At 69.9% G+C, this 25114-nt stretch carries 23 protein-coding genes; 20 read left to right on the forward strand and 3 right to left on the reverse strand.

The window, feature by feature from the left end:
* Positions 1-137 precede the first annotated feature (137 nt).
* From KGD87_RS08000 to KGD87_RS08025, 6 genes are all read left to right on the forward strand, one after another.
* Positions 138-2639: an efflux RND transporter permease subunit gene (locus tag KGD87_RS08000; RefSeq protein ID WP_284666875.1), complete on the forward strand. Its 2502-nt coding sequence runs from the start codon at positions 138-140 to the stop codon at positions 2637-2639.
* A gap of 35 nt (positions 2640-2674) precedes the next feature.
* Positions 2675-3583: a phosphatase PAP2 family protein gene (locus tag KGD87_RS08005; RefSeq protein WP_502888034.1), complete on the forward strand. Its 909-nt coding sequence runs from the start codon at positions 2675-2677 to the stop codon at positions 3581-3583.
* A 37-nt stretch (positions 3584-3620) separates the two neighbouring features.
* On the forward strand, positions 3621-4811 hold the full coding sequence (locus KGD87_RS08010) for an aminotransferase class I/II-fold pyridoxal phosphate-dependent enzyme (RefSeq protein WP_284666877.1): 1191 nt from the start codon (positions 3621-3623) through the stop codon (positions 4809-4811).
* Positions 4808-5536, forward strand: a complete 729-nt coding sequence (locus KGD87_RS08015) for a class I SAM-dependent methyltransferase (protein ID WP_284666878.1) — start codon at positions 4808-4810, stop codon at positions 5534-5536. The genes KGD87_RS08010 and KGD87_RS08015 overlap by 4 nt, the downstream gene beginning before the upstream one ends.
* Positions 5529-6506: a hydroxymethylglutaryl-CoA lyase gene (locus KGD87_RS08020; RefSeq protein ID WP_284666879.1), complete on the forward strand. Its 978-nt coding sequence runs from the start codon at positions 5529-5531 to the stop codon at positions 6504-6506. Before KGD87_RS08015 ends, KGD87_RS08020 begins: the two co-directional genes overlap by 8 nt.
* Before the next feature lie 155 nt (positions 6507-6661).
* Positions 6662-8209, forward strand: a complete 1548-nt coding sequence (locus tag KGD87_RS08025) for a methyl-accepting chemotaxis protein (protein ID WP_284666880.1) — start codon at positions 6662-6664, stop codon at positions 8207-8209.
* A gap of 99 nt (positions 8210-8308) precedes the next feature.
* Here the strand turns inward: KGD87_RS08025 and KGD87_RS08030 are convergent, their stop codons facing one another.
* Complete coding sequence (locus tag KGD87_RS08030) at positions 8309-10273, reverse strand: TIM44-like domain-containing protein (RefSeq protein ID WP_284666881.1); 1965 nt, start codon at positions 10271-10273, stop codon at positions 8309-8311.
* Positions 10274-10371: 98 nt separating this feature from the next.
* Between KGD87_RS08030 and KGD87_RS08035 the strand changes: the two genes are divergently transcribed.
* Positions 10372-11148, forward strand: a complete 777-nt coding sequence (locus tag KGD87_RS08035) for an enoyl-CoA hydratase-related protein (RefSeq protein WP_284666882.1) — start codon at positions 10372-10374, stop codon at positions 11146-11148.
* Between the two features lie 97 nt (positions 11149-11245).
* On the opposite strand, the gene KGD87_RS08040 is transcribed toward KGD87_RS08035, so the two are convergent.
* The gene (locus tag KGD87_RS08040; protein WP_284666883.1) at positions 11246-11605 is read right to left on the reverse strand and encodes a YtxH domain-containing protein; all 360 of its coding nucleotides are present in this window, start codon (positions 11603-11605) and stop codon (positions 11246-11248) included.
* 203 nt (positions 11606-11808) lie between these two features.
* On the opposite strand from KGD87_RS08040, the gene KGD87_RS08045 reads away from it, so the two are divergent.
* From KGD87_RS08045 to KGD87_RS08105, 13 genes are all read left to right on the forward strand, one after another.
* Complete coding sequence (locus KGD87_RS08045) at positions 11809-13338, forward strand: acyl-CoA carboxylase subunit beta (RefSeq protein WP_284666884.1); 1530 nt, start codon at positions 11809-11811, stop codon at positions 13336-13338.
* Between the two features lie 69 nt (positions 13339-13407).
* Entirely contained in the window at positions 13408-14553 is a 1146-nt protein-coding gene (locus tag KGD87_RS08050; protein ID WP_284666885.1) for an acyl-CoA dehydrogenase family protein, read from the forward strand.
* Entirely contained in the window at positions 14553-15416 is an 864-nt protein-coding gene (locus KGD87_RS08055; RefSeq protein ID WP_176410792.1) for a hypothetical protein, read from the forward strand. Before KGD87_RS08050 ends, KGD87_RS08055 begins: the two co-directional genes overlap by 1 nt.
* A gap of 22 nt (positions 15417-15438) precedes the next feature.
* Positions 15439-16194, forward strand: a complete 756-nt coding sequence (gene rnc / locus KGD87_RS08060; protein WP_284668600.1) for a ribonuclease III — start codon at positions 15439-15441, stop codon at positions 16192-16194.
* Between the two features lie 47 nt (positions 16195-16241).
* Complete coding sequence (locus KGD87_RS08065) at positions 16242-16949, forward strand: peptidylprolyl isomerase (RefSeq protein ID WP_284666886.1); 708 nt, start codon at positions 16242-16244, stop codon at positions 16947-16949.
* 48 nt (positions 16950-16997) lie between these two features.
* Positions 16998-17549: a peptidylprolyl isomerase gene (locus KGD87_RS08070; RefSeq protein ID WP_284666887.1), complete on the forward strand. Its 552-nt coding sequence runs from the start codon at positions 16998-17000 to the stop codon at positions 17547-17549.
* Positions 17550-17670: 121 nt separating this feature from the next.
* Positions 17671-18615 (forward strand): GTPase Era, encoded by a 945-nt coding sequence (era, locus tag KGD87_RS08075; RefSeq protein ID WP_284666888.1) that lies wholly within the window; start codon positions 17671-17673, stop codon positions 18613-18615.
* 1 nt (position 18616) lies between these two features.
* Entirely contained in the window at positions 18617-19996 is a 1380-nt protein-coding gene (der, locus tag KGD87_RS08080; RefSeq protein WP_284666889.1) for a ribosome biogenesis GTPase Der, read from the forward strand.
* Positions 19997-20067: 71 nt separating this feature from the next.
* Positions 20068-20871 carry a tetratricopeptide repeat protein gene (locus tag KGD87_RS08085; RefSeq protein ID WP_284666890.1) on the forward strand — a complete coding sequence of 268 codons (804 nt, stop codon included), beginning with the start codon at positions 20068-20070 and terminating at the stop codon, positions 20869-20871.
* Positions 20872-20882: 11 nt separating this feature from the next.
* The gene (locus KGD87_RS08090) at positions 20883-22046 is read left to right on the forward strand and encodes an outer membrane protein assembly factor BamB family protein (RefSeq protein WP_284666891.1); all 1164 of its coding nucleotides are present in this window, start codon (positions 20883-20885) and stop codon (positions 22044-22046) included.
* Complete coding sequence (locus tag KGD87_RS08095; RefSeq protein WP_284666892.1) at positions 22043-22471, forward strand: (deoxy)nucleoside triphosphate pyrophosphohydrolase; 429 nt, start codon at positions 22043-22045, stop codon at positions 22469-22471. Before KGD87_RS08090 ends, KGD87_RS08095 begins: the two co-directional genes overlap by 4 nt.
* Entirely contained in the window at positions 22471-23352 is an 882-nt protein-coding gene (locus tag KGD87_RS08100; protein ID WP_284666893.1) for a ribonuclease H-like domain-containing protein, read from the forward strand. Before KGD87_RS08095 ends, KGD87_RS08100 begins: the two co-directional genes overlap by 1 nt.
* A 156-nt stretch (positions 23353-23508) precedes the next feature.
* Complete coding sequence (locus KGD87_RS08105; protein WP_284666894.1) at positions 23509-24321, forward strand: DUF3014 domain-containing protein; 813 nt, start codon at positions 23509-23511, stop codon at positions 24319-24321.
* 28 nt (positions 24322-24349) lie between these two features.
* Here KGD87_RS08105 and KGD87_RS08110 read toward each other — a convergent pair whose 3' ends face one another.
* On the reverse strand, positions 24350-24955 hold the full coding sequence (locus KGD87_RS08110; protein WP_284666895.1) for a hypothetical protein: 606 nt from the start codon (positions 24953-24955) through the stop codon (positions 24350-24352).
* Positions 24956-25114 lie beyond the last annotated feature (159 nt).

Consider the following 25114-nt stretch of genomic DNA (forward strand, 5'->3'; position numbering starts at 1 on the left):
GAGCGCGGGGGTGTGCATCGGGCTGCACACCTGCTGTCCGTGTGGCGCGCCTGGAGGCCTTCCATTTCACCCGCTGTTCAAGAGCGCCGCTGACTGGCCGGGAATTTGCTCCGTCGCCGGTCCCCGAGGAGTCGACGTTGGCCAGGTCTCAACGGTGGTTCGAAGGCTTCATCCAGGCCGCGGTTTCGCGCCCCTGGCAGGTGTTGCTCGTGTTCTCACTGCTCGCGCTGGGCGGTGTGGCGCTGGCGTCTCGGTTGGAGTTCCGCGGGTCGTTCGTGGAACTGCTCCCGAGGGGCTCCCCAGAAGTGCGGGATCTGACACGCGTGTCAGAGAAGGCAGGCGGGGATGGCTACCTGGTCCTCGTTGCAAAGGGAGACACTCCGGAGCGCCTGGAGGCCTACGCGGCCGAATTGCAGACGCAATTGGAAGCGATGCCGGAGGTCCGCTACGTCGAGCACCGCTATGACGTGGACTTCTTTCGTCGAAATGCGCTGCTGTTATTGCCCATCGAGAAACTCGCCTCGCTGCGCCAGGACCTGACGGCGCGCATGCGCTACGAGCGGCAGCGCGCCAACCCGTTCTTCTTCGACCTGGGGGGCACGCCGGAGCCGCCGGACTTCGAGGCCATCGCGAAGAAGCACGCGCCGGACGCGCCCATGCGCGAGACGCTGGCCAGCGTGGACGGCACCGAAGTCTATTTGATGATCAAGCCGTCCGGGACGGCGGGAGACCTGGCCTTCGCGCGGCGCTTCGTGGACCAGGCCATGGGCACCGGGCGCGCGCTCGCGGCGCGGCGCTATCCGGGCGTGGCGCTGCAGGCCACGGGCAACTTCCAGGGGCGCATCGAAGAGGACGCGGTGATGCGCGGCGACCTGTCGCGCGCGGGCACGCTGTCCGCGCTCATCGCGGTGGGCCTCATCCTGCTCGCCACGCGGCGCGTCGCGGCGCTGGCCGTCGTCGGCATCCCCGTCATGGTGGGCGTGGTGCTGACGTTCGCTGCGGCGCAGCTCGCCATTGGCCACCTCAACATCGTGACGGGCTTCCTCGTCGCCATCTTGATTGGCCTGGGCATCGAGTACGGCGTCCACCTGTGCATGCGGTACTGGGAGGAGCGGCGCACGCGTCCGGCGCGCGAGGCCATCGCCACGGCGGTGCGCGGCACCTTCCGCGGCGCGGTGACGTCCGCGGTGACGAACGCGGCGGCGTTCTTCGTGCTGCTGCTGGCCCAGTTCCAGGCCTTCAACCAGTTCGGCCTGCTGGCCGGCCTGGGCGTGCTGCTGGCCGTGCTCGCGACGTATGCGATGGGGCCGTCGCTGCTGGCCATCGCGGAGCGCCTGCGTCCGGCCCGCGCGGACGTGGCGGCGGAGGCCACCGCGTCCCAGGTGGCCCCGCCGGAGCGGGCGTGGCGGCGCTGGCCCACGGGCGTCATCGCCGCGCTGGCGCTGTCGGTGGTGGGCTTCGCCGCGTTCTCCGTCTCCGTGGCGCCCCAGCTGGGCTTCGAGACGGACATGCGCAAGCTCAAGGGCGAGTCCCCGGCGTCGCGCCTGGATGACCGCGTCACCGAGCAGCTGGGCCAGCCCCTCAACCCGGCCATCTTCCTGGTGGACGACGTGGCGCAGGCCGCGCAGGTGGAGGCCGTCATCGCGGAGGTGAAGCAGCGCAACGGCGCGGACTCCGCCATCCTCGGCTCCGCGTCCCTCAACGACCTGCTGCCTTCCGATGTCGAGCGCCGGGAGGTGGAGCTGGCGGCCCTGCGCGAGGCCTTCCAGGGCCTGGAGGACCTGCCCGCGGCGCTTCGCGAGGACGCGAGGCTCCAGGAGTTCCAGCGGATGCTGGCGGCGAAGCCCTACGGCCTGGAGGCGGTGCCGGTGGAGGTGCGCCGGCGCTTCGAGGCCACGGACGGGAAGGGCACCTTCCTGCTCCTGTTCCCGTCCGTCTCCAACTCCGACACCGAGGAGCTGCGGCGCTGGGCCACGCAAATCGACCAGGTGGTGGAGGGCGTGAGCGCGCGCGGCATCGACCTGGCCGTGCTGGACAGCAACCGCATCGCCGCGCGCATCTTCGCGCTGGTGAGCGCGGACGGGCCGCTCATCCTGGGGTCCGCCGCCGTGGTGGTGTTCGTCGTCATCCTGGTGGGCCTGCGCGGCTTCAAGCGCGCGTTGCTCGTCACCGGGCCGCTGTTCCTGGGCATGACGTGCCTGGCGGGGGGCATGTACCTCTTCGACGTCCAACTCAACTTCATCAACGCGGTGGTGCTGCCCAACCTGCTGGCCATCGCCGTGGACAACTCGGTGCACCTGTTCCACCGGTACGAGGAAGAGGGGCCCGGCTCGCTCGGCAAGGTGGTGCGCCACACGGGGCTGGCGGCCGTGGTGGCCACGCTGTCCAACGCGGCCGGGTATGGCGCGCTGCTGGTCGCCAACCACCAGGGGCTGCGGAGTATCGGTCAGATTGCGCTACTGGGGGTCATGTGCACCTTCTTGGGGACCACGGTCTTCTTCCCCGCGCTGCTCGCCTTGCTGGAGCGGTGGACGGGGCGCGAGAGTAGGGTGGCGGGGAAGGGGGCGGTCGTTCAGAGCCTCGAGCTCGGCGTTTCTGGCGCGCGAGACGCGCAGCCGGGGGAGCGTAAGTCGGCGTGAGTGCCTGGGTTTCCCAAAGCGTGCGCGGTGACGAGGTGCGGGTCCAGCTCACCACCGTGGACCTCATCGTCGTCGTGTCCTGCGCGCTGGCGGCGCTGCTCCTGCTGGGGCCGGGCCGCTGGGCGCCGGATGCGCTGCGCTGCGCGGGATTGTTCGCGGTGGTGGGCGTGGGGCCGCTCGTCCTCCGCACGCTGGCTGCGTCATTCCCGGGGCACCGGTGGCTCCACCTCCTCGCGGACTGGTGGCTGCTGCCCACGGCGGTGCTGACGCATGACTGGCTGGCGCCCGTGGTGGACACGGTGAACCCCCTCCTGAAGGACGCGCAGCTGGTGGCGGCCGACCAGCGGCTCTTCGGCATGCAGGCGGCGGTGGTGCTGTCGCGCGTCGTCCCGGCGTGGCTCAACGACATCCTGATGGTCTGCTACTACGGCCACTTCGTCTGGGCGCTGGTGCTGGGACTGGTGCTCTACCGGCGCCAGGGCGGCGCGGAGTACAACGAGTACCTCACCGCGTTGGGGCTGCTCTTCTTTCTCAACTACGCGGCCTACGCGCTGGTGCCGGCGGTGGGGCCTCGCTACTTCCTCATCGACGCGTTCGATGGGCCGCTGCGCGGAACGCTGACGCCGCTGCTGGACTCGCTCATGCGCAAGCCGCTGTTCGCGCGTGACTGCTTCCCGTCGGGACACACCGGCGCCACGCTGCTGGTGTTGTATTACGCGTGGCGGTTCTCCCGCCGCGTCTTCTGGGTGATGTTGCTGCCGGGCCTGGGGCTCATCGCGGCCACGCTAGTGGGCCGCTTCCACTACGCCACGGACCTGCTCTGCGCGGTGCCCCTGGTCATGGTGGTGACGGGGCTGGCGCTGGGCGTCTCCCGGGCGGCCCGCCAGCGGGAAGTGGTGAAGGACGCGCGTTCCATGCAGGTGGACGCTATCGTCAGGCCCTGAGCGCCCGGACTGTTCGCGGCGCTAGGAGCCGACGTCCATGTCCAGGCCCGTAGCCGCGCAGCGAGTCACCCGGTTCGCCACCACCGTCTTCTCCGAGTTCAGCGCCCTGGCCGCCCGCCACGGCGCGGTGAACCTGGGGCAGGGGTTCCCGGACTTCGACGGCCCAGCGGCCATCAAGGAAGCCGCGCAGCGCGCCATCCGTGACGGGGGCAATCAGTACGCCATGGGCGCGGGTGCCCGGGAGCTGCGCGTGGCCATCGCCGAGCACTCGGCGCGCTTCCACGGCCAGGCGGTGGACCCGGACACCATGGTGACGGTGACGAGCGGCGCCACCGAGGCCATCCTCGACACGTTGCTGGGGTTGGTGGACCCGGGCGACGAGGTGGTGGCCTTCGAGCCCTTCTACGACTCCTACGACGCCAACATCACCTTCGCGGGGGCCACCGCGCGCTTCGTGCCGCTGCGCCCGCCAGACGCGGGCCACGCGCAGTGGTGGTTCGACCGGGACGAGGTCCGCGCCGCCTTCGGTCCGCGCACCCGGCTGCTCATCCTCAACACGCCGCACAACCCGACGGGGAAGGTGTTCACCCGCGACGAGCTGACGTTCCTGGGCGAGCTGTGCGCGGAGTTCGACGTGAAGGTCCTCTCCGACGAGGTGTACGAGCACATCGTCTTCGAGCCCGCGCGCCACCTGCGTCCGGCCACGCTGCCCGGGCTGGCCGAGCGCACCGTGACGGTGAGCAGCGGCGGGAAGACGTTCAGTCTCACGGGCTGGAAGGTGGGCTGGGTCATCGCGCCGCCGCCGCTGCGGGACGCGGTGCAGCGGGCCCACCAGTTCGTGACCTTCGCCACCGCCGCGCCGCTGCAGGCCGCCATGGCGGAGGCGCTGCGGCTGCCGGACGCGTACTTCACGGCGCTGACGGCGTCCTACGCGGCGAAGCGGGAGCGGCTGCTCACCGGGCTGCGCGAGGCCGGGCTGACGGCGTTCGCCCCGGAGGGCAGCTACTTCATCCTCGCGGACATCGCGCGCCAGGGCTTCGCCGATGACGTGGCCTTCTGCCGCCACCTGGTGTCCGAGGTGGGCGTGGCGGCCATTCCGCCCAGCGTCTTCTATGGCCCCGAGCACCGGCACCTGGGGCAGGGGTTGGCCCGCTTCGCCTTCTGCAAGACGGAGGCGGTGCTGGATGAAGCCGTGCGGCGCCTTCGCGCGGGCCTGCCGTCGCGATGAGCTTCTTCGGGGAGCTCTACCTGCGCAGCACGCTGCCGTTCCTGTCGGAGGCCGTCACCGCGCGCGAGGTGGACTACCTGGCCCGGGCCTTCGCGGACGTGGCGGGGCCGGCGCCGGTGGTGGACCTGGGGTGCGGACATGGCCGTCACGCGGCGCGGTTGAACGCAGCGGGGCCTCTGGCGGGGCGCGTCATCGGGCTGGAGCTGGACGCACTGTCCCTGGCCATGCGGCGCCCGGGCTTCCCGGCGGTCCAGGGAGACTTGCGGGCCCTGCCGTTTCGCGAGGCGTCCCTGGCGGGGGCCTATGCGTGGTACTCGACGCTGGCCGCCTTCACGGATGGCGAGCACATGCACATCCTCCGCGAGGTCGCGCGCGTGCTGCGGCCAGGAGGACGGTGGGTGTTCCAGACGGTGCCGTATGAGCGACTGGCGGCATCCCCCCGGGCGGCCTTCCGCGAGACGCTGCCGGATGGAAGCGTCCTGGAGGAGGAGAGCTGCTTCGACGCCTCGACGGGGCGGGACGAGGGACAGCGGACGCTGACCTCCCCGGAGGGGCGATGCCTGCGCGCATCCTATTCCCTTCGTTACTATCCCCTTGCGGATTGGGTGCGGCTGTTGGAAAGCACGGGGTTTTCCGTCGTCTGGGTGCACGGTGGCGTGGCGGGTGAGCCGCTGGACGCGCAGTCAACCGACCTGATTGTGGGAGCGGAGCGGCGCCATGGCTGAGCTGAAGGAACACTCCAGGGCGAGGTTGGGCTGGCTGGGCCAGTTGCCCAGGCAGGTCGATGTCTACGAAGTCGGCCCTCGGGACGGCTTGCAGAACGAGCTGCGCACGCTGCCCACGCGGGACAAGGCGCGCCTCATCAACGCGCTGGTGGCCGCGGGGGAGAAGCGCATCGAGGTGACGTCGTTCGTGTCACCCAAGTGGATTCCCCAGCTCGCGGACGCCGAGGAGCTGCTGCGGCTGGTGGGCCGGCGCGAGGGCGTCGTGTTCTCCGCGCTGGTGCCCAACCTGAGGGGCCTGGAGCGCGCGAAGGACGCGGGCCTGGAGGAGGCCGCCGTCTTCATCTCCGCCTCCGAGGCGCACTCGAAGAAGAACATCAACAAGAGCATCGCCGAGGCCGTGGTGGGGGCGCGCGAGGTGACGGCCTCCGCGCTCCAGGCGGGCATGCGCGTGCGCGGCTACCTGTCCACCGTGTGGGGCTGCCCCTATGAGGGCGACGTCCCGGTGGAGCGCGTGGTGGACATCTGCCGGCGGCTCGTCGACGCGGGCATCTACCAGCTCAGCCTGGGAGACACGATTGGCATCGGCACGCCGCGCCAGACGGAAAGCCTCCTGGAGGCGCTGCTGCAGCACCTCCCCGTGGAGAAGCTGGCGCTACACCTGCACGACACGCGCGGCACCGCGCTGGCGAACGCGCTGGTGGGCCTGTCCGCGGGCGTGACGACGTTCGACGCCAGCATTGGCGGTCTGGGTGGGTGCCCCTATGCCCCGGGCGCGGCGGGGAACCTGGCCACCGAGGACGCCGTCTTCATGCTCCATGGCATGGGCGTGGACACGGGCATCAACCTGGACCGGCTGGTGGAGGCCGGGGAGATTGCCCAGGAGCTCATCGGCCGGAAGCTGGCGGGCAAGTACCTCCAGGCCGCGCTGGGCGAGCGCGAAAAGAAGGCCGCCCGCCGGGCCCAGACGTGAGCGGGCCCCGTGAAGCACGGGGGTCTCACTGCACCCGGTAGTCCTGAAAATCAGTTATCATTGAAAAATTCCGCCTGGACTTACGCTTCGAGGTAATGAGCGGATAGGGTTGGGGTCGTTTTCGCCCCACCTGCTGCCTCGACAGGAAGTGCCGGATGAACGTTTCGCTCGATGCCGACGTCCTCGCGCGACGTTCGCGGTCGTTGTTCGAGGCGCACCAGGAAGCGCTGAGCCGCCGCACGGACCGGATGTTCTCCGTGTTGATGGTGCTTCAGTGGATCGCCGGGCTGGTGGTGGCCCTGCTGCTGTCCCCCCGGACCTGGAGCGGGACGTCCAGTCAGGTCCATCCCCACGTCTGGGCGGCGGCGGGGTTGGGGACCCTCCTGGCGAGCCTGCCGGTGGCCATGGCGTGGACGTTGCCGGGGCGGGAGGCCACGCGGTTCGTCATCGCCACGGCGCAGGCGCTGGTGTCGGGGCTGCTCATCCACTTGACGGATGGGCGCATCGAAACGCACTTCCACATCTTCGGCACCCTGGCGCTGCTGGCCATGTACCGGGACGTGCGCGTGTTGTTCCTGTACTCGGCGCTGGTGGCGGCGGACCACCTGCTTCGCGGCCTGTACTGGCCCGTGTCCATCTTCGGCGTGGAGGCCGCCAGTCTCTGGCGCGCGTGGGAGCACATCGCCTGGGTCGTGTTCGAGAACGTGTTCCTCGTGATTGGCGGGCGCGGCGCGGTGAAGGATGCCCGGGAGCTGGCGGCGCGGCAGGCGTGGCTGGAGCTGTCCCAGGGGGAGGTGCGCACGCGGGTGGTGGAGCCGCTGGTGGACTCGGCGCGGGCGCTGACGGAGGCGACCCATTCGCTCGTGTCGAGCACCGATGACCAGCGCGCGATGCTGTCGCGTCAGTCCACGGCGCTCACGCAGACGCAGGCGGCGACGAACGAGATGCAGCGGGCGTCTTCCACGGCCTCGCGTCAGGCGGACGCCATCCTCGCCTCCACGCTCCAGGCGGGGGACGTGGGCGCCGACGCCGAGGCCATGCTGGGCCAGAGCATGGAGGGCCTGGAGGCCATCCGCGCGCAGGTGATGGAGATGGCCGGGCTCCTGCGCGGCCTGGACGGCCAGACGCGGCGCCTCTCCAGCGTCACGCTGGCGGTGAAGGACCTGGCGGACCAGTCCCACATGGTGGCGGTGAACGCGGCCATCGAGGCGGCGCGCGCGGGGGAGCACGGCAAGGGCTTCGCGGTGGTGGCCACGGAGATGCGGCGGCTCGCGCGGCAATCCGTCCGGGCGGCGGGGCAGGTGAGCGGCATCCTGGACACCGCGCACCAGTCGCTCCAGCACGTCGTGGAGCTCTCCCTGAAGGGCGCGGACCGGATGGCACAGGACATCGAGGTGGTGCGAGCGTCGGGGGAGCGCCTGCGCGGCCTGTCCACCATGCTGCGCACCAGCACTGACGGGGTGCAGCAGATTTCAGCGGCGGTGGCGCGGCAGGCCGCGGGCGTGGCGCAGATCTCCGGCGCGGTGGATGCGCTGTCCGCGATGATGAAGCAGACGCTGGGGCGCGTCGAGCAGACGACCACCGCCGCTCAGACGCTTCGCGTGGTGACAGGCCGCGTCCACGGCGTCATCGAAACCTACCAGGGCGCGGAAGGGGACGCGGCGCCCACGTCGCCCGGTGGCGGGGCGGCCCACCGCACCTGACGCTTCCGGCGCTCGGGCTCGCGGCGCTTTCAGGTCACCGCGCACCACAGGCTCGCGCCCGAGGCGACGCTCGGGCGCGAGGTGCTCCAGGGAGGGGCCCTACCGCCCGTCAATCATCGACGCCAGCCGCTCCTGAAGCCCGAGGTGGGCGGCGGCGTGCTCCAGCATCCGCCGCTCCTTGCGGTCGATGCGGCCGTCCACCAGCGCCATCTCCACGATGTTGCGCAGGAACACCTCCGCCTCGGGGCTGCCCTTCGCAGCCAGGCGGTCGAAGAGCTGGGGCCCCATGCTCAGCGCCAGCTCCACGTTGTCCCACGCCACGCCCCAGCGCTCCGAGCACAGCTTCAGCAGCTTGCGCTCCGCGGACGTCACCTCGCCGTCGGCGGCGGCGATGGAGGCCATCATGTACAGCAGGCGCTGCCGCTCCTGGACGTCCATCACCGCGTCCTCGGGCCGCGGCGCGGGGGCCTGGCCACCCATGCGCTGTCGCGGCGCGGCCCGGCGCGGGGGGAGGGCCCGGAACCGGGCGTTCTCGTCCGCGTTCCATGCCTCGAACGTGCGCGCCGCCGCGAGCACCCAGTCGCGCTCACCGGTGGACAGCGGCGTGCCGCAGTACTCGCAGTCCGTGGCGGCGCTGTTCGTCAGCGGCGCGTTGCACTGCGGGCAGCGGTCCGTGGACATGCCGTTGGCGGTGTTCGTCTTCGCGCCGTGCTTGCGCGTCAGCGTGAAGATGTGGCGCTGGGGCACGGTGGTCCGGGAGGAGGGCGGCTCCTTCACGGCCCCGCTGCCCATGCGCGCGCTCCAGCGAAGCTCCACGTGCGCCACGTCGTCGCCCTGGGGATTCACCTGGAAGGCGCGCACGTCCGCGGAGCCCACGGCGCACTCCAGGAACATGCGGCGGCGGCCCTGCCGTCCCAGCGCCTCCAGCTCTGACTCCAGCCCCTGCACCAGGTCCGCCCGGGCCACCTTGGCCAGCGGCTTCATGTCCCGGCGGCTCTGCGCGTCAATCCACTTCCAGAACAGCAGCGACGCGCGGTCCTCCAGCATCTCCAGGTTGAGCGCCGGGTCGGCCTCGCGCGCCTGCATCAGCCCGTCCACCGTCTTGTGGTACGGCGCGTGCTCGATGCCCTGCGTGATTTCGGACAGGGTCCAGTCGAAGTTGCCCGAGTTCACCACCGCGCCGCAGAACTCGCAGCTGTTGGCCGCGCCGCCGTTGAAGGGCGCGCCGCAGTTGGGGCACTTGCCCTGGAACAGGTCCGCGCCGATGCGCGTCTGCGCCCCCGGCTTGCGCACGAAGGTCCAGACCTCCGTGAAGGCCTCGCTGGGGGCCTTGCGCGCGGCCTCGGTGGCCTGCGCGTCGGTGAAGGACACGGGCACGTCGGTGTCGCGCATCCGCGCGTGGACCCGGACGTGGATGCTGTCGAACCACGGGCTCTGGTCCAGGCCGATGAGCTGGAGGTCCAGCACCTCGAAGTCGGTGATGGCGTCCCGCACGCCCTGCGCGCGCATGAGCGCCAACTGGACACCGAAGCGCTGGAAGGTGGCGTCCGACAGGAAGGGCCGCACCGGCGTCATGTCCCGCAGGAACCACGCCTGCTGCAGCGCCATGAACAGCCACTTCGTCTTGTCGAGCATCGGCGCCAGCTCGAAGGCGGGGTCCTTCAGCTTGAGGGCGTTCACCCAGCCCTGCACGTCCCGCTGTGACACCTGGGTGCGCTGATAGGCCTCGCGCTGCTCCAGGGCGCGCTTCGTGGTGGCGTCCGGGTGCAGGTTGCGGCGGTACAGCCAGTACACGACGCCGCCAACGCAGAGCAGCGGCAGCATGACCTTGGGGTAGCGCCAGACGAGGCTGAAGAGCTGGTAGACGACCCAGAGCGCGACGCCGTCCCCGTCTCCGCCGCCGCGGCCACCGCCGTTGCCGGACGAGGGGCGGGAGTAGTGCTCGCCGCCACCGCCGCGACCCAGGGCTTCGAGCGGAAGCAGGAGCGCCACGTAGGCGATGGCGGGCAGCCAGGGGGCCCACCGGGAGAGTCGGTGCGAGATGAAGCGCGGAGGCGTGGCCATGTCTCCCATGCTAACCGTTTCCGCCTTGCCAGACCCGGCTTATGGACGCACTCTGCCGCGGCCCAGAGCAGCCCGCCTGCCAGGAAAGGGGAGCGAACATGCCGGAATTCAAGGTCGACGCACGCGGTCCCATCGAAATCTGGACCATCGACGGCGAGAGCCGCCGCAATGCCATCAGCCGCGCCATGCTGAAGGAGCTGGGCGAGCTGGTGACCCGCGTGTCTTCCAGTCGAGACGTGCGTGCCGTCGTCATCACCGGCGCGGGCGACAAGGCCTTCTGCGCCGGCGCCGACCTCAAGGAGCGCGCCACCATGGCCGAGGACGAGGTCCGCGCCTTCCTGGAGGGACTGCGCCGCACCTTCCGCGCGCTCGAGAAGAGCGACTGCGTCTTCATCGCCGCCATCAACGGCGCGGCCTTCGGTGGCGGCACGGAGCTGGCGCTCGCGTGTGACTTGCGCGTGGCGGCCCCGGCCGCGGAGCTGGGCCTCACCGAGGTGAAGCTGGGCATCATCCCCGGCGGCGGAGGCACGCAGCGCCTGGCGCGTCTGGTGGGGCCGGGCCGCGCCAAGGACCTCATCCTCACCGCCCGCCGCATCAACGCCGCGGAGGCCTTCAGCGTGGGCCTGGTGAACCGGCTGGCGCCGGAGGGCCACCTGCTGGCCGTGGCGTACGGGGTGGCGGAGTCGGTGGTGGAGAACGCGCCCATCGCCGTGGCCACGGCCAAGCACGCCATCGACGAGGGCACGGGCCTGGAACTGGACGACGCGCTGGCGCTGGAACTGCGCAAGTACGAGGAGATCCTCAAGACGGAGGACCGGCTGGAGGGCCTGCGCGCCTTCGCGGAGAAGCGCGCCCCCGTCTACAAGGGCCGCTAGCCCACACGAAAGAGCTCGGGGACGGAAGGCCCGGTCCTCACCGGTGCCCCGTCCCCGAAGGTTCATCACGTCCTGTCCCGAAGGCCGCGCGCGCCGCTCAGGCGTTCGCGGTGCGCTCCTGGCCCAGGTTGACGTGCTGCTTGTTCATGTAGGCCGTGGCCTTGTCCTTCACGGTGGTCCGCAGCTCGGTGCCCGTCTTCGGGGCCATCAGCAGGGCCGCCACGCCACCCGCGGCCACGCCGAGGAGGAAGACGCCCAGGCTGCCCAGGCCCGCGCGCGCCGGCTTGTAGGTCGTCAATCCCACATGCCGCAGCACGTCATCCGGCTCGAAGTCATCCCAACGGTTCCGCGCCACGCGCGGCAGGTCATTGATGAGCTTGTGGGCCAGCCACTTGCGGTACAGGTCGCTCCGGGCGATTCCCTTGGCCATCCACTTGCCTTTCTTCGCTGCGAACATGCGTCCCTCCTGGGCCCGATGGTTGCCGGGTGCGCGTCACTCGCGAGCGCGCCCCCGTTACGCACCAAGGTAGGCAGGGGAGCCAGGAGCGGCATCCCCCGCGGGGACTGTTCTGTGCGGTGCGTCGTCTGCCTGTCACGCCGCGCCGGTCCCCCAGCGAGAAGGCAGCCAGCCGTAGCCCTTTCTGCTATGTGCCACGGGCCATGTCCCAAGACTCGAGACTGCTGGAGAAGATCGCCCAGGTGGAGAAGGGTGGCTCGCAGAAGTACCACGCGAAGAACACGGAGGCGGGCAAGCTCTTCGCCCGCGAGCGCATCCGCCTGCTGGTGGATGAAGGCTCCTTCGTGGAGGACGCGAAGCTCGCCAACAACCTGGACCCGGACCTGCCCTCGGATGGTGTCGTCATCGGCGTGGGCAAGGTGGCCGGGCGCACCGTGGCCATCATGGCCAACGACTCCACGGTGAAGGCCGGGAGCTGGGGCGCCCGCACGGTGGAGAAGATCCTCCGCATCCAGGAGACGGCCCGCGACCTGCGCTGCCCGCTGTTCTACCTGGTGGACTCCGCGGGCGCCCGCATCACCGACCAGGTGGAGATGTTCCCCGGTCGCCGGGGCGCCGGCCGCATCTTCTACAACGAGGTGCACATGTCTGGCTTCGTGCCGCAGGTGTGCCTGCTCTTCGGGCCGTCCGCCGCCGGTGGCGCGTACATCCCCGCGTTCTGCGACCTGGTCATCATGGTGGAGGGCAATGCCTCCATGTACCTGGGCAGCCCGCGCATGGCGGAGATGGTCATCGGCGAGAAGGTGACCCTGGAGGAGATGGGCGGCGCGAAGATGCACTGCTCCGTCTCCGGCGTCGGCGACGTGCTGGTGAAGACGGAGCAGGAGGCCATCGAGGCGGCGAAGAAGTACATCGGTTACTTCCCGGAGAACTTCTCCCAGACGCCGCCGCGCGCCGAGCCCAGGGCCCCCAAGGCTGGCGGCAAGAAGGTGGAGGAGATTGTCCCCGTCGACCAGAACAAGCCCTTCAACATGCATGAGCTCATCAACGAGCTCATCGACGAGGGCAGCTGGTTCGAGGTGAAGAAGCTCTTCGCCCAGGAGCTCGTCACCGGCCTGGCCCGCATCGACGGCCGCCCGGTGGGCATCGTCGCCAACCAGCCCAAGTACAAGGGTGGCGTGCTCTTCGTGGACAGCGCGGACAAGGCGGCCCGCTTCATCTGGCTGTGTGATGCCTTCAACATCCCGCTGCTCTACCTGGCGGACGTGCCGGGCTTCATGATTGGCACCAAGGTGGAGCGCGCGGGCATCATCCGCGCCGGCGCGAAGATGATCTCCGCCGTGTCCGAGGCCAGCGTGCCCCGCGTCTGCGTGGTGGTCCGCAAGGCCTACGGCGCCGGCCTCTACGCCATGAGCGGCCCCGGCTTCGCCCCGGACGCCACCCTCGCGCTGCCCGGCGCGATGATCGCCGTCATGGGCCCGGAGGCGGCGGTGAACGCCGTCTACTACAACAAGATTCAAGAGCTGCCGGAGGCCGAGCGGCCCGCCTACGTCCAGAAGCTGCGCGACGAGTACAAGCAGGACGTGGACATCTACAAGCTGGCCAGCGAGCTCGTCATTGACGACATCGTCCCGGGTGACCGGCTGCGTCAAGAGCTCACCCAGCGCTACGGCGTCTACTCGCAGCGGCAGCAGCCCCGTGCGGAAAAGAAACACGGCGTCTATCCGGTTTGAGTAGGTAGCGTTACCCCACCTCCAAGGCCCGGGCTGCGCCTGGGCCGTCTGCTATAGATCCTGCTGACCATGGATTTTGACCTTCCTGAAAGCCATCGCGCCCTCCAGTCCTCCCTCCGTGACTTCTGCGAACGGCGGGTGAAGCCGTATGCCCGGGAGTGGGACAAGGACGAGAAGTTCCCCATGGAGGTCGTCCGGGAGCTGGGGCAGCTCGGAGTGATGGGCATGCTGGTCGCCGAGGAGTTCGGCGGAGCGGCCATGGACTCGCTCGCCGTGGCGGTGGCGGTGGAGGAGATCGCCCGCTACGACGGCTCGCTCGCGCTGACGGTGGCCAGCCACAACGGCCTGGGCACCAGCCACCTGCGCGTGTTCGGTTCGGACGCGCAGCGCCAGAAGTACCTGCCCAGGCTGGCCACGGGGGAGTATCTGGGCGCGTGGGGCCTGACGGAGCCGGGGTCCGGCTCGGACGCGTCGAGCATGAAGACCACGGCCGTGCGCAAGGGCGACGGCTGGGTGCTCAACGGCGCGAAGATGTTCATCACCCAGGGCACGGTGGGTGACGTGTTCGTGGTGCTGGCCGTCACCTCGCCGCAGAAGCGGCAGAAGGGCATCACCGCGTTCCTGCTGGAGAAGGGCCAGCCGGGCTTCAGCCAGCGCGCCATCCACGGGAAGCTGGGCATGCGCTCGTCGGACACGGCCGAGCTCATCCTGGAGAACGTGGAGCTGCCGGACTCGGCGCGCGTGGGCGAGCTGGACCACGGCTTCATCGACACGATGAAGATTCTGGACCGCGGCCGCATCACCATCGGCGCGCTGGCGGTGGGCCTGGGCCGGGGCGCCCTGGAAGAGTCCATTGGCTACTCGCGCGAGCGCACCGCGTTCGGCCAGCCCATCAGCGAGTTCCAGGGCCTGCGCTGGATGATGGCGGACATGAAGACGGAGCTGGACGCCGCCCGGCTCCTGGTCCACCGCGCGGCGAAGCTGGCCGACGAGGGCAAGCCCTATTCGAGGGAGGCCTCCATGGGGAAGCTGTTCGCCTCCGAGGCGGCCATGCGGGCGTGCAACAAGGCCGTGCAGATCCACGGTGGGTACGGTTACACCCGCGAGTTCCCCGTCGAGCGCTACCTGCGCGACGCCAAGCTGTGTGAGATCGGCGAAGGCACCAGCGAGATCCAGCGTACAATCATCGCCCGAGAAACCTTCAAAGGGGCTTGATGGACACCGCGCGGCTGGAAGGCCTCGGGCTGCAGTTGCGGGAGGACGCGGCCGGCACCGAGGCGGTGCTGGACCTGGAGTCGTCCCCGCTGGTCAATCCCGTCACCCGGGCGTTCATCCCGGAGGTGACCTTCCAGGTGATGGGGGACCGTCTCATCCCCATCGCGCCGCCCGCCGTGGTGGGGCTGGCGCCCATCCTGGTGGGCGCGCTCAGCGACGTGGCCGACATCGAGGCGCTGCTCGCGGACGCGTTCAACGAGCACATCTTCCACGTCCAGCGCCGCTCGGCGGAGCTCCAGGTGCTGGGGCTGACGCCGCGCGTGGAGCCGGAGACGCTGGAGCTGGCCACGGACGTGGTGGACGGGGAGCTGGTCGTCACGCTGGTGTCGGACCGGCTGGGCAACTTTCGCGTGGCCCGGGTGGCCCGGGGAAAGGAAGACCTCCCCACGGGCAGCGGCCACACGCTGGAGCTGTCGGAGTTCCGCGAGCGCGCGGCGCTGACGGGCTACCTGGTCGCGCTCTTTGGAGAGCCGGCCAGCCGCCCGCAGGCCGCGCCCGTGGGCGCCGGGCTGGTGCGCTTCTCCGACATCGTGGAGAAGTTCGGCGCGGAGGCGCTGGTGCCTCCTCGCAGCAGCCTGGAGCTGCTGGCGCAGTTGCAGGTGGAGGGCCGTCCGTACCGCTTCGCCGCCGCGAGGGTGGCGGGCCGCACCTTCCGGGGGCTGCTGGCGGGTCCCCAGGGCAAGGAGTGGGCGGGGCGGTTCGAACTGGATGAGTTTCCAGGCATCGTGCGGATGGTGGCGGACCTGCTGAAGGTCCCTCCCGCGGCCGTGAGGCTGGTGGGCCCGGACGCGCCTCAGGAGTGATGCGTTGAGTGGTGCGGACAAGATGAACCCGTCCGAGCGGGTTCAGTTGCTGGAGTCGCGGCTGGGGTTGAGCTTCTCCCGGATGGAGACGGCGCTGGAGGCCCTGACGCACAAGACGTACGTCAACGAGACGCGGGACAAGGAGCTGAAGGACAACCAGCGCTTGGAGTTCCTGGGCGACTCGGTGGTCAACCTGGCCGTCAGCCACCGGTTGATGGCGCGCTGCCCGGGCCTGCCCGAAGGCGCCCTGACCAAGATGCGCGCCCGCGTCGTCAACGAGGACGGCCTGGCCCGCGTGGCCCGGACCATTCCGCTGGGCGACCTGCTGCTGCTGGGCCGGGGCGAGCTCATGTCCGGCGGCCGGGAGAAGAACTCCGTCCTGGCGGACGCCCTGGAGGCCGTCTTCGGAGCGGTGTTCCTCACCAGCGGGCTGGACGCCGCGATGGCGCTGGTGGACCGGTACTTCGCGGACCTGCTGGACGAGGTCTCCAACGGCCAGGGGCGGCTCGACTACAAGACGCTGCTCCAGGAGCTGGCCCATGAGCGGCTCAAGCTGCAGCCCCGCTACCGCGTGGTCTCCGAGTCCGGTCCGGAACACTCCAAGGTGTTCGAGGTGGAGCTGATGCTGGGGGACACGGCCTTCGCCCGGGCCTCCGGCCGCAGCAAGAAGGAGGCGGAGCAGTCCGCCGCGCAGGCGACGCTGGAGAAGCTGCGGGAAGACGCCTCGTGTCCCACCTCCCCCCCGCCCGGAACGCCACGACACGACACCCCGGCGTGAAACCCCTTGGATGGGGCAGGGGGCGGCGCGTAAGGTGCCGCGCCGACATGCCCCCCGCCTCCCTCCGAAAGACGCTCGCGCTGGTGACCTGCCTGCTGGCGGGATCCGTCCTCGCCGCTGACTCCGGCAAGTGGACGCGGAAGGCCGCGGCCGGCAAGGACCTGTACGCCACGCTCCAGACGAGCGAGGGCGCCATCGTGGTCCGGCTCTTCGCCAAGGAAGCGCCCAGGACGGTGGCCAACTTCGTGGGGCTGGCCGCCGGTGAGAAGGAATGGCGGGACCCGAAGACGGAGAAGATGGCCAGGAAGCCGCTGTATGACGGCACGGTGTTCCACCGGGTGATTCCGGGCTTCATGATTCAGGGCGGAGACCCCACGGGCAGCGGCTCCGGCGACCCGGGCTACCGCTTCGAAGACGAGTTCCAGAGCGGCCGGACCTTCGACAAGCCGGGCCTGCTGGCCATGGCCAACGCGGGGCCCGACACCAACGGCAGCCAGTTCTTCATCACCACCTCCACGCCGGGGCACCTGGGCGGCAGGCACACCATCTTCGGTGAGGTGCTCAGCGGCTACGACGTGGTGGAGAAGATCAGCAACGTGCCCCGGGACAACCGGGATCGCCCGCGCACCGCGGTGGTACTCACCCGCGTGCTGCTGGGCGACAAGGCTCCCAAGGGCGTGACGGCCCCCGCGGCGAGCAAGGCAGCGGCGCCCCCGAAGGACGCGGGCGCGAAGACGGTTTCACCAAGGCCGTGACACATGACCGGGTTCGTCCTCGGACGGGCCCCCACACGGGAGGGTAGCATGGGAATGTTGGACGAGGCCCGCGCGGGCAATGACCTTTACGCCACCTTCGACACCACGGAGGGGCAGATCGTGGTGAAGCTGTTCGCGAAGGACGCGCCGAAGACGGTGAGCAGCTTCGTGGGCCTGGCGACGGGCGAGCTGCCCTTCCAGGACCCGAAGACGGGTGAGAAGACCCAGCGCCCCTACTACGACGGCATCATCTTCCACCGCGTGATTCCGGGCTTCATGATCCAGGGCGGAGACCCCACGGGCAGCGGCAGCGGTGGTCCGGGCTTCAACGTGGAGGACGAGTACCAGAGCGGCCGGACCTTCGACAAAGTGGGCCTGCTGGCCACGGCGAACGTCGGCCGCCCCAACACCAACGGCAGCCAGTTCTTCATCACCACGTCCAAGCCGACGTACCTCAACAACAAGCACACCATCTTCGGTGAGGTGCTCAGCGGCTACGACGTGGTGGAGAAGATCGCCGGCGCGCCGCGCGACGGGCGGGACCGCCCCCGCCAGGATGTCGTCATCAAGAAGCTGACCATCTCCACGACCCAGCCGTAGCCTGTCCACTCGCCGCCCGTCCTGGCATGACCGGACGGGCGGTGGGCTGCTAGAGGCGCTGTCCAGACGTTCCCTTTTCGGGCCTCCGTGGTACGCGGCGTCCCAGATCACCTCCGAAGCAATGGCCTCCCCCAAGACACACCGCAGCGGCTTCGCCGCCCTCATCGGGCGCCCCAACGTGGGTAAGAGCACGCTGCTCAATGCACTGACCGGCGAAAAAATCGCCATTGTCTCCCCCAAGCCGCAGACGACGCGCAACCGCATCCTCGGCGTCGTCACCCGTCCGGAAGGGCAGGTGGCGTTCATCGACACGCCGGGCATCCACCAGGCCAAGGGCGAGCTGAACCGCTACATGGTCGAGGTGGCCCTCCAGGCGGCGGAGGAGGTGGAGCTGGTCCTCTTCCTCATCGAGCCGCCGGCCAGCGAGAAGCCCGAGGTGAGCCCGGGCAACCGCGCCATCCTCGAGCGGCTGCAGAAGATCGGCAAGCCGACCTTCCTGGTCATCAACAAGATCGACAGCGTCGCCAAGGGGCAGCTCTTGCCGCTCATCGACCTGTACCGCCAGGAGTTCCCCTTCGCGGAGGTGGTCCCCATCTCCGCCCGGGAGAAGGACGGGGTGGAGCGGCTGTTCCACACCGTCCTGGAGCACCTGCCGGAAGGCGCGAATGTCTTCGACGAGGACATGCTCACCGACCAGCAGGAGCGCGCGCTGGCGGCCGAGTACATCCGCGAGCAGGTGCTGCGGCACTGCCGCCAGGAGATTCCGTACTCCACGGCCGTGGTGGTGGACATCTTCGACGAATCCGAGCGCGAGCCCCGGCCGGGCACGCCGCCGAACCAACTGGGCGGGCTCATCCGCATCGCCGCGTCCATCTTCGTGGAGCGCGACAGCCAGAAGGCCATCATCATCGGCAAACAGGGGCAGATGCTGAAGACCATTGGCACCGACGCGCGCAAGTCCGTGCAGCGGCTGCTGGGCGCGCACGTGTATCTGGACCTGCGCGTCCGCGTGGAACCGCGTTGGAGCGAGCGCCCCGAAGGCCTCAAGAAGCTGGGATACGACTGAAATGAAGCCCCTGGTCGCAATTGTCGGACGCCCCAATGTGGGCAAGAGCACGCTGTTCAACCGGCTGGTGGGCCGGCGCGTCGCGCTGGTGCAGGACGAGCCGGGCGTGACGCGGGACCGCCACTACGCGGACGCGGAGTGGGAAGGCCGCAAGTTCACCTTCATCGACACCGGCGGCTTCGTGCCCGGTGACGAGGATCAGCTCCTCCAGCAGGTGCGGGAGCAGGCGCAGCTGGCCGTGGACGAGTGCGACGTCATCGTCTTCGTCACCGACGCCCGGGCGGGCCTCATGCCCGCGGACGAGGCCGTGGCCAACTACCTGCGCAAGAGCGGCAAGCCGGTGGTGCTGGCCGCCAACAAGCTGGACAACACGTCCGGGCAGATGCAGGCGCTGGCCGGTGAATTCTACCGCCTGGGCCTGGGCGACGTGCAGGCCCTGTCCGCCGAGCACGGCCTGGGCATGCAGGAGCTGTTCGACTCCGTCGTGGCCAGGCTGCCGCCCAAGGAAGAGGGCGAGGACGCGGAGGCGCCGCCGGACGACGGCATCATCCGCCTGGCCATCATCGGCCGGCCCAACGTGGGCAAGAGCACCCTGGTCAACGCCATCCTGAAGGAGAAGCGGGTGGTGGCCAGCGAGGTGGCCGGCACGACGCGGGACCCGGTGGACTCCGAGCTCACGTACAAGAACCGCAAGCTGCTGCTCACCGACACGGCGGGCATCCGGCGCAAGAAGTCCATTGCCCAGCGCGTGGAGCAGTTCTCCGTGGTGGCCGCGCTCAAGGTGATGGAGCGCAGCGACGTGGCGGTGCTGTTGATGGACGCCATGGAGCCGGCGGTGGACCAGGACGCCAAGCTGGCGGGCCTGGCCGAGGAGCGGGGCCGCGCCCTGGTCATCGTGGTGAACAAGTGGGACCTGGTGGGCGCCGACCAGCGCCGCCAGGAGACCTTCCGCGAGTCCCTCAAGCACTCGCTCAAGTTCGTGGGCTACGCGCCCATCCTCTTCACCTCCGCGCTGACGGGCTCCAAGGTGGAGAAGGTCGTGGACGTGGCGACGGAGCTCGCCGACCAGTTCCGCTTCCGGGCGCCCACCCCGCAGCTCAACCGGCTGCTGGAGCACATGGTGGACAACCACCCGGCGCCCATCGTCCGGGGCAAGCCGCTGCGCATGTACTACATCGCCCAGGTGGCCGCGGCGCCGCCGACCTTCACCATCACCGTGAACCATCCGGACGGCGTTCCGGACATGTACAGGCGGTACATCACCAACCAGCTGCGCAAGACGTTCGACCTGCGCGTGCCCATCCGGCTCATCTTCAAGGGCCGGCCCGGGCAGGCCAAGCGCGAGGCCCGCAAGCGGCCGCAGCGCCAGGGGAAGCGCTGAGGCGTCAGTGCGTTGACACTCGCGGCGCGCGCTCCATACAGTGCGCCGCTCTTTAAAAGAGGTTTCCAGACGTGGCCGGAACCACCAAGACCGAGAAGATTCGCCAGAAAGAGCTCAGCCAGCCGGACACCTTCCAGAAGGCGGGCACCGAGGCGAGCGACTGGCTTGCGCAGCGCCAGAAGATCATCGGGCTCGCCGCGGGCGTGCTCATCCTGGGCGGCGTGGGCGTTGCCATCGCCAGCGAGGTGTCCAAGCGCGGCGAGGAGAAGGCCGCCCAGGCGCTGGGACAGGCGCTGACCGTGCTCGACCGGCCCGTGGAGGGCGTGGAGCCCGCGCAGCCCGGTGAGACCGAGCCCCCCTTCAAGACGGTGAAGGAGCGCGACGAGGCCGTGGTGAAGGCGTTGGGCGAGTTCCGCGCGGCGCACGGCGGCACCCCGTCCGCGGCGACGGCCGCCCTGGCCGAGGGCAAGGCGCAGTTCCGGCTGGGCAACTACGCCGCGGCGCAGACGGCCTTCGGCGAGTACCTCAAGGGCGCGCCCCAGAACGATCCGCTCCGCGCGGAGGCCCTTGAGGGCCAGGGCTACGCGCTCGAGGCGGATGGCAAGTACGAGGACGCCATCAAGGCCTTCGAGCAGATGGGCTCAGCGGGGGGCCCGTTCCTGCTGGGCATGGGTGACTACCACAAGGCCCGGATGCTCATCCTCCTGGGCAAGAAGGAAGAGGCGGCCCAGGTGCTGTCGAAGCTGACCACGGCGCAGCCGAACACGGCGGCGGCGCGTCAGGCCGGTGAGCGCCTGGCGGTGCTGGCGTCCGAAGGTGTGAAGGTTCCCGCCCCGGAGGCTCCGGCGGCTGCACCCGCTCCGGACGCAGGGTAGAAACACACGCCATGACGATGCGGCTCGTGAGCTGGAAGCGTTGGCTGGGTGGCGCCGTGGCGGCAGGGCTTCTGGGCGGCTGCAGCGGTGCGCGGTACTACGGCAATCCGGAGCTGCCCCGGCCGCCGTCGAACACGCCGCTGGAGTACTTCTCCGTCAACTGGTGGACGCCGCTCGCGCCCGCGCAGACGTTGGAGTACGGGCCGCGTGAGACGGCGACGCCGGCCTATGACGCCGTCAGCCGGACGGCCGTCGCGCTCACGCGGGACGGGTTCGCCCGCGGCGTGGGTCCCGACGGCCAGGTGAAGTGGACGTACAAGACGGGCAGCCGCTTCAGCGCCGGGCCCCGGGTGGTGGACGGCGTGGCCTACATTCCGGGCGGTGACGGCGTGCTGTACGCGCTGGACGTCGCCTCGGGCGAGGAGAAGTGGAAGTACGTCGCGGGCGAGGCCCTGGCCACGGTGCCCGTGGTCACGAACGGCCTGGTGCTCGTGGCCTCGGAGAGTGACACGCTCTTCGCGGTGAAGCTCGCGGATGGGCAGTGGGCCTGGCAGTACCGCCGGGATCCGCCCACCGGCTTCACCGTCCGAGGGGCTTCGCGGCCCCTGGTGCGCGAAGGCGTGGCCTACATCGGCTTCTCCGACGGCTTCGTGGTGGCGCTCAGCGTCGACGACGGCGGCGTCACCTGGGAGCGCTCGCTGTCCGGTCCGGGCTCCGAGTTCCTGGACGTGGACAGCAGCCCGGTGATGGACGCCAACGGGCAGCTCTACGTCACGTCGTACAAGAGCGGCATCTTCGCGCTCGAGGCGGAGTCGGGCGACCTGGTGTGGAACACCTCCGTGGCCGGCATGACGTCGCTGCTGGTGAGTGGCCAGGTGCTCTTCGCCTCGGGCGACGGCCGGGTGGATGCCTACCTGGCGGAGACGGGACGGCTCCTCTGGTCGCATCCCCTGGGGGAACGGGCGGCCTTCGCTCCGGTGTTCGCCCAGGGAATGCTGCTCGTGCCCACGTCCCGTTCGCTGCTGTTCCTGGAGCCGAAGACGGGGCGCTCGCGCGTGTCGTGGAACCCCGGGAGCGGCATTTCCGCGCCGCCCTTCGTCGCGGGCAGGCAGTTGTTCGTGCTGTCGAACAGCGGCTACCTGTACTCCCTGGATATGAAGGGGATTGACGGGTGACGGCGCCGGCCCGCAGGACGGTCCGCGTGGTCGCGGCGCTGATTCCGCGGCCGGAGGATGGACGCCAGTTCCTGGTGCAGCAGCGGCTCCCCGGTGGAAGCCGCGCCTTGCTGTGGGAGTTCCCCGGCGGCAAGGTGGAGGCCGGGGAGACGGACGAGGCCGCGCTGGCCCGTGAGTGCCGCGAGGAACTGGACGTGGAGCTCGCCGTGGGCCGGCGGCTCTGGGAAGGCCCGCACACCTATCCGGACCTGACAGTGGAGCTGGTGCTGTACCTGGCCCGGATTGTCTCGGGCGAGCCCCGGCCCCTCGGCGCCCACGCGCTGGCGTTCCACACGCCGGCGCAGATGCAGTCACTGCCGTTCTGCGAGGCGGACATCCCGCTCCTGGACGACCTGGTGGCGGGAAGGTTGGGCGCGCTCGATTGATGCTGCAGCGGACGTTCCAGCACATCCCCAGCGTCGGCCCCTGGCGGGAGAAGGACTTGTGGTCCCGCGGCATCCGGACCTGGGAGGACTTTCCGGAAGCGGGCCAGGGGGTGGCGCTGAGCCGGAAGGCCGACGACGTGGCTCGGGCGCGCATCGCCGAGGCGAAGGACGCGCTGGCCCGCCGGGACTTGCGCAAGCTCGCGGAGCTGCTTCCGGGCCGGGAGCACTGGCGGCTGTACCCGGAGTTCCAGGACGACGCCGTCTATTTCGACATCGAGACGGACGGCCGGGAGGCCCAGGCGCCCACGGTGGTGAGCCTGTTTGATTCGAAGGGCCTTCACGTCTTCATCCAGGGCCGGAACATGGACGCGCTGCCGGAGGCCATGGCGGTGCGGCGGCTGTGGGTGACCTTCAACGGCTCGTGCTTCGACGTGCCCGTCCTGCGCAATTACTTCGGCCCGGGGCGCTTTCCGGTGCCGGACGCGCACATCGACTTGCGGTTCGTGACGCGGCGCCTGGGCATGGGCGGCGGGCTGAAGGAAATCGAAGGGAAGATTGGCGCGGAGCGTCCGCCGCACATGAAGGGCGTGAATGGCTACGACGCGGTGCTGCTGTGGCGCGCGTACCAGCGCCGAGGCGACGTGGAGGCCCTCCGGTTCCTCGTCGAGTACAACCTCTACGATGCCTTCCAGCTCCGGACGCTGATGGACGTGGCGTACAACCGCGGCGCGGACGAGCTGAACCAGGATGTTCCCCGGCTGCCAGTCTTCGAGCGCGGCGACGTGCTCTACGACGTGAGCCGCATCATCTTGGAGCTGGGGCCGACCGAGCGGGATCTGCAGACGCTTGCTCGCGTCCGGGCGATGGAGCAGGACGGCTGAGCGGGCAGGGTGACTGTGCCCGGTTCGCCGTCCTGGCAGTAGCCGTGCATTCGCGAGTACCGGACGGTGAACATCTACGTGTGCGAAGTGGAGCGGTCCGCTGGAATGACCTGGGGGGGCGTTTGTAGGTTGATGCGTCCACCTACGGAGGAATGAATGAACGACCCGACGAATCCGACGCCGGCCGAGGTTCCCGAAGCCGCACCGCGCTCCAAGGGCAAGACGCTGGCTGTCGTCCTGGGGCTGGCGGGCCTGGCGTTGGTGGCGTCGTATTTTGGTCTGCGGCGTCAGGAGTCGCTTCCGGCGGAGGTGCCTGCGGCTCCGACGGAGCCCGCTGGCGAGATCGCCGCGGCACCGCAGACGATGCCCGAAACGTCGCTGCCGGAGCGGGACGCCGAGGTCCGCAGCCTGGCGAGTCAGCTCTCGCCTGAACCCGAGCTCGCGCGGTGGATGAACGAGAAGGACCTGGTCCGGCGCTTCACGGCCGCGGTGAACAACATCGCGGACGGCTCGAGCCCGCGCACGGTGCTCGGGTTCCTGGCGCCCACGGGCGCTTTCCAGGTGACCGAGGTGGACGGCACGACGGTCATCGACCCGGCCGGCTACGCGCGCTACGACACCGTGGCTCGCGTGATGGGCTCCATCGACACGCAGGCCGCGACCAGCGTGTACCGCGAGCTGAAGCCGGCGATTGATCAGGCCCACGCGGAGATTGCGCCGCCGGGACAGACGTTCAGCAGCTCCCTGAGCGCGGCCATCCAACATCTGCTCAAGGTGCCCGCGCAGGAAGGCCCGGTGGAAGTCGTGTCGGAGGGCGCGCTGTATGCCTATGCGGCGCCGGAGCTGGAGGACCTGAGCCCCGCGCAGAAGCATCTGCTGCGCATGGGGCCCCAGAACATGAAGCTCATCCAGGCCAAGCTGCGGGAGCTGAAGAACGCACTGGGCCTGCCGCCGGTCGCGGATCGCTGATTCAAGGCCAGTCCCGGGCGGCCCAGGCTCAGCGGCGCTTCTTCTTGCCGGCGGGCTTGGGCGCAGGGGCTGGCTTTTCCTTATCGCCAGCGATTTGAAGGGCCTGGCGGAACTCGTCGACGTCACGGCCCAGGCCGTCGGTGAACGCGGTGCCAGTCTGCGCCTCCACGACCAGGGTGTACTTGAAGCCGGACTTGAGCGGCTGCGGCAGCTGGATTCGGTAGACGAGGCCGGCTTCGGATTCCTCGACGTCGTCATCGGACACCATGGCCCGGTCGGCTTCGTCGAACAGGCGCACGCGGTAGTTCTTGAGCGGGCGGGTCGTCCGGAGCTCCAGGAGCGACGTGGGCTCGATGATGGAGACGTCATCGGGGGCCGGGGCGACTTCCGTGAGGCCCGCGATGGCGATTCCAGCGTCGTCGGCGGCGCCCGCGTCATTGGCTGCTGCCTCGGCCGGCGCGCTGGGCAAGGCCTGGTAGCTGAGCGAGAACCGGGTCGGCAGTGGCGGCGCGGGGACCGGAGGCGCCTCGGCGACGCCCGAATCCGGAACGGCGGCCGGCTTGTCGGGACAGCCCGAGAGGACGAGAGCGCCACAGCAGGTGGCGGCGACGAGTCCGAATCGAAGAAGACGCATGCGCCGACCACCGTATGCGCCGGAGTGAGTGCCGGAAAGCACCGAGTGCCAGCCAGCCAGCCGGGCCGTGGGTTGGTGGCCATGGGGCCGCGGATAACCGTCCACGACGTGGCCTCTCCCTCTATGAAAGAACGTCCGATAACATGCGTTATGTAAACT

The sequence above is a fragment of the Myxococcus sp. SDU36 genome (genome assembly GCF_030168875.1).
Classification (GTDB): domain Bacteria; phylum Myxococcota; class Myxococcia; order Myxococcales; family Myxococcaceae; genus Myxococcus; species Myxococcus vastator.